Annotated in this window: 11 protein-coding genes; 3 read left to right on the plus strand and 8 right to left on the minus strand. The window is 68.5% G+C overall.

Annotated elements, in window-relative coordinates; genetic code table 11:
- The 3 genes from CEX88_RS00005 to CEX88_RS00015 all read right to left on the minus strand — a co-directional run.
- On the minus strand, positions 1-1,782 hold a 1,782-nt coding region (locus CEX88_RS00005; protein WP_094291969.1), incomplete at its 3' end, for a DUF2207 domain-containing protein.
- 84 nt (positions 1,783-1,866) lie between these two features.
- Positions 1,867-3,813 (minus strand): primosomal protein N', encoded by a 1,947-nt coding sequence (locus tag CEX88_RS00010; protein ID WP_202931351.1) that lies wholly within the window; start codon positions 3,811-3,813, stop codon positions 1,867-1,869.
- Positions 3,814-3,890: 77 nt separating this feature from the next.
- Positions 3,891-4,613: a lysoplasmalogenase gene (locus CEX88_RS00015; RefSeq protein ID WP_202931337.1), complete on the minus strand. Its 723-nt coding sequence runs from the start codon at positions 4,611-4,613 to the stop codon at positions 3,891-3,893.
- Between CEX88_RS00015 and CEX88_RS00020 the strand changes: the two genes are divergently transcribed.
- Genes CEX88_RS00020 through CEX88_RS00030 form a run of 3 tightly spaced genes read left to right on the plus strand, consistent with a single transcriptional unit; the run spans position 4,612 to position 7,502 of the window.
- The gene (locus CEX88_RS00020) at positions 4,612-5,574 is read left to right on the plus strand and encodes an alpha/beta hydrolase (RefSeq protein ID WP_094291971.1); all 963 of its coding nucleotides are present in this window, start codon (positions 4,612-4,614) and stop codon (positions 5,572-5,574) included. The genes CEX88_RS00015 and CEX88_RS00020 overlap by 2 nt on opposite strands.
- Positions 5,571-6,002 (plus strand): ester cyclase, encoded by a 432-nt coding sequence (locus CEX88_RS00025; protein WP_094291972.1) that lies wholly within the window; start codon positions 5,571-5,573, stop codon positions 6,000-6,002. The genes CEX88_RS00020 and CEX88_RS00025 overlap by 4 nt, the downstream gene beginning before the upstream one ends.
- Positions 6,003-6,020: 18 nt before the next feature.
- A complete protein-coding gene (locus CEX88_RS00030) occupies positions 6,021-7,502 on the plus strand; it encodes a flavin-containing monooxygenase (protein ID WP_094291973.1) in 1,482 nt (493 codons plus the stop codon).
- 93 nt (positions 7,503-7,595) lie between these two features.
- Here the strand turns inward: CEX88_RS00030 and metK are convergent, their stop codons facing one another.
- The 5 genes from metK to mihF form a co-directional block, all read right to left on the minus strand.
- Positions 7,596-8,804 carry a methionine adenosyltransferase gene (gene metK / locus CEX88_RS00035; RefSeq protein ID WP_066841281.1) on the minus strand — a complete coding sequence of 403 codons (1,209 nt, stop codon included), beginning with the start codon at positions 8,802-8,804 and terminating at the stop codon, positions 7,596-7,598.
- Positions 8,805-8,933: 129 nt separating this feature from the next.
- Positions 8,934-10,184, minus strand: a complete 1,251-nt coding sequence (gene coaBC, locus CEX88_RS00040; protein WP_094291974.1) for a bifunctional phosphopantothenoylcysteine decarboxylase/phosphopantothenate--cysteine ligase CoaBC — start codon at positions 10,182-10,184, stop codon at positions 8,934-8,936.
- A gap of 31 nt (positions 10,185-10,215) precedes the next feature.
- Positions 10,216-10,533 (minus strand): DNA-directed RNA polymerase subunit omega, encoded by a 318-nt coding sequence (rpoZ, locus tag CEX88_RS00045; protein WP_064395447.1) that lies wholly within the window; start codon positions 10,531-10,533, stop codon positions 10,216-10,218.
- 73 nt (positions 10,534-10,606) lie between these two features.
- The gene (gmk, locus tag CEX88_RS00050) at positions 10,607-11,182 is read right to left on the minus strand and encodes a guanylate kinase (RefSeq protein WP_068197204.1); all 576 of its coding nucleotides are present in this window, start codon (positions 11,180-11,182) and stop codon (positions 10,607-10,609) included.
- A 9-nt stretch (positions 11,183-11,191) separates the two neighbouring features.
- The gene (mihF, locus tag CEX88_RS00055) at positions 11,192-11,509 is read right to left on the minus strand and encodes an integration host factor, actinobacterial type (RefSeq protein ID WP_003889986.1); all 318 of its coding nucleotides are present in this window, start codon (positions 11,507-11,509) and stop codon (positions 11,192-11,194) included.
- Positions 11,510-11,704: the final 195 nt, after the last annotated feature.

Below are 11,704 nucleotides of genomic sequence, written 5' to 3' on the forward strand. Positions count from 1 at the left end.
CCCTCCGCCTCCGCCGCCACCGCCGCCGCCGCTGGACCCGCCGCCCCCGCTGGACGACTGTGATGCGGTGTACGCGCCGATCGACGACGACAACGCGGACTCGAAGCTGTCGAAGTTTGACCCGCCGGAGCCGCCGACAAACCCCGTACCGCCGTGTGTGGTCGAGTTGTACCAATCCGGCTGCGGCGCAGCCGTTCCCATCGTCGTTTCGTACTTCTTGGCCCACAGTGCCGCGGCGCCCGCAGCGACCGCGAACGGAACGTAGGCCGAGTAGAGGTCTTTGCGCGCCCCGAAGTCGAAACGCGCCTCGGCCGAATCGGTGGTTAACATGCGGTGGAAACCACCTGCGCGCGACCAGAGATCGCGGCCGGCCTCGGTCCGCCTGGTTCCCACGCCTGCGGCCCACGAACCGATCGACAGCAGGAAGAACGCCGCGAACGGCAACGCCCACATCGTGGTCGGAAAAAGCCAGCGGAAGACGGCGCACAGCATGAGCACGAAAGCGATCGCGTTCGCGGTGCGGAGCCAGAGTTCGTTGCGCCGTTTGACGAGAAGCTTGTTGTCGAAGGCCCAGTTCTGGACGGTCTTGGCCAGATCGGTCTTGGCCTTGTTGAGCTTCTGGCCGGACTTGACGGTCTTTTTCGCTTCGAACTCGCCGCCCGGATGCAAAACCTTCAACACCGACCCGACGGTCACACTGACCGGGTCCACGTCGACCCAGGCGCCGTGCTCGGCGATGCCGCGGATCCGCCAATGCTTCTCGCTGACCTGGCGCAGTTCGACCAAGCCCCGCTCGGCGAGGTAGAACAGCGTCGCGGTCAGGGCTTGTTTGGGGACTGCCTCGGTCCGGATGTACTCCGTCTGCACCGGGCCGAGGCCCTCCGGTGGCGCGTACTGCAGTGGGAAACCTGGCGACGGTTCGACCGTGGTGCGGTACCACAGCAGACCGGCCACGCCGGCGGCCACGGTCAGCGCTGCCACCCAGAGCGCTCCGGCCAGCGACTGGCCCAGCACGCGGTCCCATTCATAGGTCCAGGGCAGCTCGGTGCGCGGCGGCGTCGGCACGTCCACACCTGCCCGCACCGTCACCGGCGTGCGCGGCGGCAGGTTTCGCGCCGACAGTTCCACCCTGTTCCCCGTGGTCGTCAGGTCCAGGCACTGCCCGCCGACGCCGTATCCGACCGAACACTGCACGCGGGCAACGTCTCCGGGCAGGCCGATCGAGATGTCGGCGCGCTGGATCCGGTTGTTCCAGGCCGGCGCGATCACGTTCCAGAAGAACACCGATTCGGTCGTGGCGGGTTCACCCGACGATGTGGCGAATCTCCGGTCCGCACCGGTGGTTCCGGTATCGAGGACACCGTCGATGGAGTAGCGGATCTCGTATACGTGCTCGCCGTAGCTCAGGTAGCTGTCGGGATCGCCGATCTTGGCGACCCGGAACCGCTCACCGTCTTCCCACAGCAGCTCGTAGGGCGCCGGGTCACCGTCGAGAAGGATGGAATCGATCTCCGGCACCTGGCGCACGTGAGGACTGTTGGGGTTGGTCACATCCCAGTACCGGAAGATGCCGTGCCTGCCACTGGGAAAATCCGCGGTGATGGTCTCGACGGCGTCGAGTCGCCCGTCTTCGTCGACAAGGAGGTCCACGTCGTAGTCCGTGATGACGACGGGGTCGTCGGCGGGTGCGGCCGCCGAACCACCACCGCTGAACACCACCGGCCAGAGCACCGCAAATGCCAGCACCAGCAACGTGATCGACCACGCGAACAGCCGGCGCATGCGGTCCTCCTGTTGCGTGCGACGCCAGGTTTCCGGTTCACCCTAAGTGCAGCGGGCCGATTTCGGCGCGAACTGGCCATCGGGTCATCCGATGTGCAGTGGGTCGATCTGGACGCGAACCGGCTGTTGGTCGTGACGGGCGCTGAGCACGGCGGTGGCCCGGCGCAGCGCCGAGGAGAGGGCCAGTCCAGTGTCGCGGGGCACCCGCAACAGCATCCGGATCACCGTCGTGTCGGAGGCCAGTCCCGGCGGTCGGCGCGCGCCGACCGGCAGGTCGACCGGACCGAGTTGTTCGGTGCCCTCGGGCGTATCGGCGATGTCGAGCAAGGCGTGCACCGCCTCGGGCGGTCCGTCCACCGCGGCCATGTGCACGTCGGGCGGCAGGCCGACTTCACCGCGCGCGTTCAGCTCGGCATCGGCGTGACCGACGGGGTCCCAGCGGATCAGCGCCTGCACAGTCGGTATCGCAGACTCGGCCACCACCGCGATCACCCCGCCGTCGCCGCGCTTGCGTACCAGGGCGCCCGCGGCCATCCACCGGCGCAAGGTGTCCTCGGCCGCCCGCAGGTCCTGGCGGCCGAGCAGCGCCCAGCTGTCCAACAGCAGCGCGGCACCGTAGCCGCCCGCGGCTATCGGTTCGGCGCCGGGCGTGGCGACGACAACCGCGGGCTTCGACGCGACCTCGGCGACCATCGCGTCACCGCCGGAGGTGATGACCGTCGTGCCCGGAAACGCCCTGCCGAGTTCCTCGGCGGTGCGCCTGGCCCCGACGACAACCGCGCGCACCGCATCCGAGCCGCACCGCACGCAGCGCAGCGACGGGTGGGCGCGCCCGCACCACCGGCACACCGCGCCTGCGGCATCGCGGTCGGGCAGCGACAACGGCCCCGTGCAGTTGCGACACCGGGCGATGGTTCGGCAGCGCCCGCACGCGAGGGCGGGGACGTACCCGCGGCGGGGCACCTGCACCAGGACCGGGGCGCCGGACTCCAGCGCCTTGCGCGCCGCATGCAGCGCCATCGACGGGAGCCTGGCCGACCGGGCGGCGGGGTCGCGTTCCTGCTCGAAACCGCTGTCATCGAGGGCGACGACGCGCGGTGAGGCCGCCCGCACCGTCGGCCGCAGCGCGACCAGGTCGTGCGCCCAGCCGCTGCGCACCAGCGCCTGGGCCTCCGCGGTTCTGGCGAATCCGCCGATCAGCGCGGCGCAGCGCAGCTGATGTGCCCGCAACATCGCCACCTCGCGGGCATGCGGATACGGCGCACGGGGTTCGGCGAGCGTGTCGTCGCCGTCGTCCCACACCATCACCAGACCGAGGTGGGCGACAGGTGCGAACACCGCGCTGCGGGTGCCGATGACGAGCCGGGCGCTGCCGCGCAACACCGACAACCAACGCCGATAGCGTTGCGCGGGGCCGAGTCCCGCCGACAAGGCCACCACCAGGTTCTCGTCGAGGCGGTCGAGCGCGGCGGCGTGCACCGCGTCGATGTCGCGTTGATCCGGCACGATCACCAGCACACCGCGGCCCGAGTTCACCATCACCGCCGCGGCCTCGGCCAGTCGATCGGCCCACGCCTCCCCGGGCAGCGCCTGCCAGACCGCTCGGGCGGCTCGTCCGCTCGCCACCGCCGCGAGGAACTGCTCACCGCTGCCGTAGGCGTTCCAGGAATCGGTTGCGACGGGTTGCGGGTCGGTCGGCGCCGTCGTCGGCGGCTCCTGTTTTTCGACCCGGGCGTGCCGCGGCGGGATGGCCAGCCTCAGGACGTCCGCGCGGGTGCCGGCGTAACGGGCCGCCACGGCGTCGGCGAGTCGACGGATCTCGGGCGTCAGCACCGGCTCGGGCGAGACCACGCGGTCGAGCCAGCCGAGCTTGCCGACGTGGTCGGTGTCGGACCGCCTCTCCAGGATGAACGCGTCGACCAGCCTGCCGTGGAACCGCACCCGGACGCGGACGCCGGGCTGCGCGTCGTCGGACTGCTCGGCGGAGACCAGGTAGTCGAACTCGCGGTCGAGGTGCGGGACGGTCAGCATCGGCAGCACACGCGCGACCGGCTCGTGCTCGGCAGGCTGTCTGGTGGCGCCCGGGCGGGCCGGGCTGTCGGACCCCGTCACGCAGGATTGGTAGCAGACGGCACCGACGTCCTGCCGAAGAAGAACCCGGCCGTGATGAGCACCAGCGACGCCGCATACACCCACCAGATCGGTACCGCCAGAGCCTCGGACCCCAGCACGAACTTGCCGATCCCGATCATCGCGTCCGACACCGCGAAACATACCGCACCCAATGCCGTCCACGGCGTGGGCAACCGGGCCATCAGCGCGGCGCACACCATCGCGCCGAGCACCGCGATGTACAGCGTGACCGGTACGGCCATGCTCTCGGCGATGAGCCGCGGCCAGAACCACACCAGCAGGGCCAGGCAGGCCGCGACCGTGACCGCGGCGGCGGCCAGCCTCGGACCGGAGCGGGTGACCAACGGCCACAGCGCGCCCAGAAAGCACAGGTGGGCGACGAGGAACGCGGCCAGCCCGAGCACGAACGACGGCTCCCACCACGGCAGCGCCAACAGGAAATCACCCGCCGCGGAGAACAGCAGCGCGGCCACCAACCAGCGTCGTTCCCGGGCGATCGGGTGTGTCAACGCGGCCGCGGCGAGCAGCACCGCCGCGGCGGCCTTGACCGCGGGCTGCAGCGCGAACTGACCGGTGAGCTCGGCACCGCCGGGCAGCCGCACCGCGGTCGCGATCAGGAACACCCCGTAGCAGGCGGCGACGACGGCTGCGGCCACCCACAGAAGCCGGGTTCGCCGATGAACGTACGGTGTCCCCATGTCAGTCCCTGAGGTAGGGCCGGCCAGCCCGGAACCCATCGACGCCATTCTGCTGAAGGTACTGCAGGCCGTTCCGTTCCAGTTGACAACCGACGGGGGCGTGCAGGCCGCGCGCGAACGGTTCAACGCGCTGCCGGCGGTCGAGATCCTGCCCGAGGTGCGCGCCGAAGACCGCACGGTCGACGGGCCCGGCGGCCCGATCCCGGTCCGGGTATACCGGCCGCCGACCGCCTCCGACGCGCGCGCCCCCGTGGTGGTGTTCTTCCACGGCGGCGGCTGGTGTGTCGGCGGCCTCGACAGCTACGACGGCACCGCGCGTCGACATGCGGCCGACGCAGAGGCCGTGCTGGTGGCCGTCGACTACCGGCTGGCACCCGAGCACCCCTACCCCGCCGCTGTCGACGATGTGTGGGCGGTGACGCAGTGGGTCGCCGCGAGCGCGGACGAGCTGGGCATCGACGCGGGCCGGCTCGCGGTGGCCGGCGACTCGGCGGGCGGCAATCTCGCCGCGGTGGTCGCACAGTTGGCGCGCGACGCGGGCGGGCCCCAGATCTGTCTCCAGCTGCTGTGGTATCCGGCCACGACGTGGGACACCACACTGCCGTCCTTCGCCGAGAACGCCGACGCGCCAATACTCGATTTCGCTGCGATAGGCGGCTTTTCGCGTTGGTATGTCGGCGACATGGACCTTTCGGACATGCCCGCGACGCTGGCGCCCGCGCGCGCCGAGGACCTGACCGGGCTGCCGCCGGCCTACATCGCCGTCGCGGGCCATGACCCGTTGCGTGACGACGGCGCCCGGTACGCGGAGTTGCTGTCGGCCGCCGGGGTTCGCGTCGAACTTCACAATGCTGAATCGCTCGTGCACGGCTACCTCGGCTACGCCGGGGTGGTGCCCGCGGCGACCGAGGCCACCGAACGGGGATTGAGGGCGCTACACGCCGCGTTACACCCGGTGTGAACACATCGAAATCCATCGACATCGTGCACGCGTTCTGGGACGAGGTCTGGAACGCCCACGACCCGGCGGCGGTGGACCGCTTCGTGGTCGACGACTTCGTGATCATCACCGGCGGCGAGACGGTGCGTGGCCGCGAGAATTTCAAGGCATGGATCGCCGGGTTCCTGAGTAAGGTCGACGACTTACATCTCGAGGTCGTCGAGTCGTTCGAGAGCGCCGACGGCAGCCGCGTCGCGTCGCGGTGGCTACTGACCGGGAAGAACACCGGCTATCTCGGAAGCGCGCCCGACGGCAGCGAAATCGCGATGACCGGTACCGCGGTCTGGGCTGTCGGTGAGGACGGCAAGCTGCTCACCAACTGGGTCGAACGCAGCGCTTGGGAGTTGTCCCAACGGCTGAACAGCGGGGGTACCGTGATCGGGACGTGAGCGACACGGGGAGGCTCGATGACAGTGCCCGATCACGACACCATCATCGTCGGCGCCGGCTTCTCCGGCATCGGCGCCGGGATCAGCCTCAACAAGGCCGGGTTGTGTGACTATCTGATCATCGAAGCCGGCGAGGGACCGGGCGGGACGTGGTACTGGAACACGTATCCCGGTATCGCCGTTGACATTCCGTCGTTCTCCTACCAGTTCTCCTTCGAGCAGAGCCCAAAATGGACCCGCACCTACGCACCGGGGCACGAGTTGCGTGCGTACGCCGAGCACTGCGTCGACAAGTACCGTCTGCGGCCCAAGATCCGGTTCAACACCAAGGTGCTCGGCGCCGTGTTCGACGATGATCAGAGCCTGTGGCGGGTCGAACTTGACTCCGGTGAGGTCGTCACCGCGCGGTTCCTGATCAATGGGTGCGGGGTGCTGATCACGCCGAAACTGCCCGATATCGACGGTGTCGACTCGTTCGCCGGTGTCACCATGCACACCGCGCGTTGGGACCACGAGCAGGACTTGACCGGCAAGCGGGTCGCGGTCATCGGCACGGGCGCGTCGGCGGTGCAGGTGATTCCCGAGATCGCGCCGATCGTCAAGCAGCTGACCGTTTTTCAGCGCACACCGATCTGGTGTTTCCCGAAGTTCGATGTGCCGCTGTCGCCAATGGCGCAACGGATGATGCGGCTGCCTGGCGGCCACGTGGTGCAGCGTCTGCTCAGCCAGGCCTACGTCGAGTTGACGTTCACGCTGCCCGCGCAGTACTTCACCGTCAACCCGATGGCCAAGAACATGTCGAAAGTCGGCGAGGCGTATCTACGCAAAGAGGTCCACGACCCGGAGGTCCGCGAAAAGCTCACGCCCGAGTATGCGGTCGGCTGTAAGCGGCCCGGCTTCCACAACACCTACCTGTCGACGTACAACCGCGACAACGTCGAGTTGGTCACCGAGCCAATCGACAAGATCACCGGTTCAGGTGTGGCCACCGCCGACGGCATGACCCGCGACATCGACGTGCTGATCCTGGCGACGGGTTTCAAAGTGATGGACGCCGAGGACATGCCGACCTATCCGGTCACCGGTTCGGGCGGCCGGACGTGGAGCCAGCACTGGCAGGAGAACCGGCTGCAGGCTTACGAAGGAGTGAGTGTGCCGGGTTTCCCGAACTTCTTCACGGTGTTCGGACCCTACGGTTATGTCGGGTCGTCGTATTTCGCGCTCATCGAGACGCAGACGCATCACATCGTGCGCTGTCTCAAGCACGCCCGACGCAACGGCGCCCGTCGCGTGGAGGTCACGCAAGAGGCCAACGACCGCTACTTCGATGAGATGATGCGCAAACGGCACCGCCAGATCTTTTGGCAGGAGAGCTGCCAGCGGGCCAACAGCTACTACTTCGACAAGAACGGCGACGCCCCGCTGCGGCCGACCACCACGCTCGAGGCGTACTGGCGCAGCCGCCGCTTCCCGCTACGGGATTACGCGTTCAGTCCCTGACCGTTGGCGCTGCGTAGGCCACGCCCACGAGCCGCGAGACTACGGTTTCTGACGGAATTCGGCCGATATCTCTCAACAACCGTCGTCTCGGCGTCAGACGGCGGCCTTGAGCTCGTCGACCTTGTTCAGCTGCTCCCAGGGCAGCTCGACGTCGGTGCGGCCGAAGTGGCCGTACGCGGCAGTCTGCGCGTAGATCGGGCGCAGCAAGTCGAGGTCGCGCACGATCGCGCCGGGACGCAGATCGAACACCGAGGTGATGGCCTTCTCGATGCGGCCCGGATCGACGGACTCGCTGCCGAACGTCTCGACGAACAAGCCGACCGGAGCGGCCTTGCCGATCGCATAAGCGACCTGGACCTCAACGCGCTCGGCCAGACCCGCCGCGACCACGTTCTTCGCCACCCAGCGCATCGCGTAGGCCGCCGAGCGGTCCACCTTTGACGGGTCCTTGCCCGAGAACGCGCCGCCGCCGTGACGGGCCCAGCCGCCGTAGGTGTCCACGATGATCTTGCGGCCCGTCAACCCCGCGTCACCCATGGGGCCACCGAGCACGAACTTGCCGGTCGGGTTCACGAGCAGGCGGAAGTCGGAGGTGTCCATCGAATCGTGGCCCAGGTCGGCCAGGACGGTGTTGACGACCTTCTCGCGGATGTCCGGCGTCAGCGTCCCCTCGAGGTCGATGCCCGCCGCGTGCTGCGTCGACAGCACGACCGTGTCGAGGCGCACCGGGGTCGTGCCGTCGTACTGCACGGTGACCTGGGTCTTGCCGTCGGGGCGCAGGTAGTCGAGCACACCGCTCTTGCGGACCTCGGTCAGCCGGCGCGACAGCCGGTGTGCGAGCGCGATCGGCAGTGGCATCAGCTCGGGCGTGTCCTTGATCGCGTAGCCGAACATCAGGCCCTGGTCGCCCGCGCCCTGCAGGTCGAGCGGGTCGCCCGCGCCCTCGACGCGGGTCTCGTGCGCGGTGTCGACGCCCATCGCGATATCGGGCGACTGACGACCGATGCCGACGTTGACGCCGCAGGTCTCACCGTCGAAGCCCTTTTCCGACGAGTCGTAGCCGATCTCCAGGATGCGCTCGCGCACCGTGGTGGCGATGTCGGCGAAGGCCTCCTTGGCGGCCGTCGTCACCTCGCCGACGACGTGCACCTGCCCGGTGGTGACCAGTGTCTCGACGGCAACCCGCGACTTGGGATCGCCCGCGAGCAAAGCGTCGAGCACCGAGTCGCTGATCGCGTCGCAGATCTTGTCGGGGTGGCCCTCGGTTACCGACTCACTGGTGAACAGCCGAGCTTCACTCACGGTGTGATCCTTCCACTCAAGTCATCTTGAGGTAGTTAGTACATCAAATTGTAGGAGTGCCCTGTTGCACCCAAGCCTCTGCTCGCCTCGCGCGCAAGCATTTCACGCCAGCCGGATGCGTGATCCGCGCTACCCGCTGCCGCTGTGCAGGAAGGCCACGATCGCGTCGACGATACGGCTGGCCATCAGCGTTTTCGAACCGTGTTCCAGAGCGGACTCCGCACCGTCGGCCGCGAGCAGCCAACCGTCGTTGTTGTCCACTTCGAACGCCCGATTCTCGCCCACCGCATTGACCACGAGCAAATCGCATCCCTTGCGCTGCAGCTTCGCGCGAGCGTGGTGAAGCACGTCGCCGTTGGCGTCGCCGGTCTCGGCAGCGAACCCCACGATGGCCCGCATATTCGGCAGTTGTCCGTCGACGCGGGCCCGCACGGCGCCGGCGAGCACGTCCTCGGTGCGGGTCAGTTCGATCACCGGCGCGGCGGCGTCCGGATCGGCCGACTTCTTGATCTTGCTGGTCTGCATCTGCGTGGGCCGGAAATCCGCGACCGCGGCCGCCATCACCAGCACATGGGCGTCGGGGGCATGCTTGGACACGGCGTCCTTGAGCTGGGCGGCCGACACGATGTGCACGACCTCGACGCCCGCCGGGTCGACCAGCCCGGCGGTGTTGCCGGCGATCAGCGTGACGTCGGCACCGCGCTGGGCCATCACCCGCGCCATCGCATACCCCTGCTTGCCCGAACTGCGGTTGCCGATGAATCGCACGGGATCGATCGGCTCGCGCGTCCCGCCCGCAGAGACCAGCACCTTGACCCCTGCCAGGTCGTAGGGCAGGGCGTCCGGTCGCGTCAGCAAAAGCTGGGCCAGCGTGCTGATCTCCTCGGCCTCGGGCAGACGGCCCGCGCCGCTGTCGGCTCCGGTCAACCGGCCCGACGCGGGTTCGAGGACGACGGCACCGCGGCGGCGCAGCGTGGCGACGTTCTCCACCGTCGCGGGGTGCAACCACATCTCGGTGTGCATGGCCGGGGCGAACAGCACCGGACATCGCGCGGTCAGCAGCGTCGCGGTCAGCAGGTCGTCCGCGCGGCCCGCGACGGCCCGCGCCAGAAGATCCGCGGTGGCGGGGGCGACGACGACGAGGTCGGCCTCCTGGCCGAAGCGGACGTGCGGCACCTCGTGGACGTCGTCCCAGACTCCGGTGTGCACGGGATGACCCGAGAGGGCCTCGAAGGTGGCGGCACCGACGAACCGCAGCGCGGACTCGGTGGGGACGACGCGGACGTCGTGTCCGGCCTCGGTGAGCTGTCTGACCACCGTGGCCGCCTTGTAGGCGGCGATACCACCGGCGACGCCGACGATGATCCGCTTGGGCTCCATGGCGGCCGCTCCCCTATGCCTCGCGGTGTTGCTACTCGCCTTCGGTGTGCTCGAGCAGGTCGGCGTGGATCTCGCGCAACGCGATCGACAGCGGCTTCTCCTGCAGGCCCGGCTCGACCAGCGGGCCGACGTACTCGAGGATGCCGTCGCCGAGCTGGTTGTAGTAGTCGTTGATCTGGCGGGCGCGCTTGGCGGCATAGATCACCAGCGCATACTTGCTCGACGCGCGATCCAGCAGCTCGTCGATGGGCGGGTTGGTGATGCCCAACGGCGTGTCGTAGGCGCTGGCTGCGGACGTGTCGAAGTCGTCCACAGCTGCCAGCTGCGTGTCGGCGTGCGGGGTGCTCACGAAAAATTCTCCTGGCGGTTTTAGCTGAATGCGAGATAGCTGTCGGGCCTGCGGCGCCGTCTCCGGCGCGTACTTATCGGTGGCCCACCAGCAAGGATACCAATTCGGCGCAGGCAGACTCCAATTGACTGTTCACGACCACGGTGTCGAAGTCGTCCTGTGCGGCGAGTTCGGCTCGCGCGGTCGCCAGCCGGCGCTCCATCGCCTCGGGTGTCTCGGTGCCCCGTCCGGTCAGCCGGTTCTTCAGCTCATCCCAGCTCGGCGGCGCCAGGAAGACGGTCAGTGCCTCGGGCATCGCGGCCTTCACGGCCCGCGCGCCCGCGAGATCCACCTCGATCAGAACGGGCCTGTCGGCGGAGATCGCCTCGCGGACGGGCCGGGCTGGTGTTCCGGAGCGGTGCAACCCGCCGTGGATCTCCGCCCATTCGAGCAGGGCGCCATCGGCGATCAATTCATCGAATTCGTCGGGGGTCACGAACGAGTAATCGACGCCGTCGACTTCACCCGGCCGCGGGGCCCTGGTGGTGACGGACACGCTGAAGTGCAGGTCGGGAACGCGTTCGCGCAGACAGCGAACGACGGTCGACTTCCCGACGGCAGAGGGGCCGGACAGCACGACTACCCGGCCGGCCCCTCGGCCGGCGCTCAATTTATGCGCCTAGGACTGGTCGAACTTTTCCAGCAGCGCCTTGCGCTGGCGATCGCCGAGGCCGCGCAACCGGCGGGTCGGGGCGATCTCGAGTTCGGTCATGATCTCCTGCGCCTTGACCTTGCCGACCTTGGGCAACGCCTCCAGAAGCGCCGAAACCTTCATCTTGCCCAAGACCTCGTCGGTCTCGGCATCCTTGAGCACCTGCTTGAGGTTGGTGCCGCCGCGCTTGAGCCGATCCTTCAATTCGGCTCGGGCTCGACGTGCGGCGGCAGCCTTCTCCAACGCGGCCGCGCGCTGTTCGTCGGTCAACTGGGGAAGGGCCACGGGTTCCTCCGTCTCATCACCATCAATTTCCACTGCCTCGGCTGATAGAGAAAACCCTCAAACAGCCAGCGACGACGACCGTACCCACGCTGGCTGACGAATGCGAACCCCACCCCCTGGTTACGGCGTCAAAAGCCCAGCGTGTCGGGCGGTCGCGCCGCGCACGTGCCGACGCCGTTTCGTGGCCAGGACCGG

Origin of the sequence: Mycobacterium neumannii (assembly GCF_002245615.1) — a bacterium.
GTDB classification, from domain to species: domain Bacteria; phylum Actinomycetota; class Actinomycetes; order Mycobacteriales; family Mycobacteriaceae; genus Mycobacterium; species Mycobacterium neumannii_A.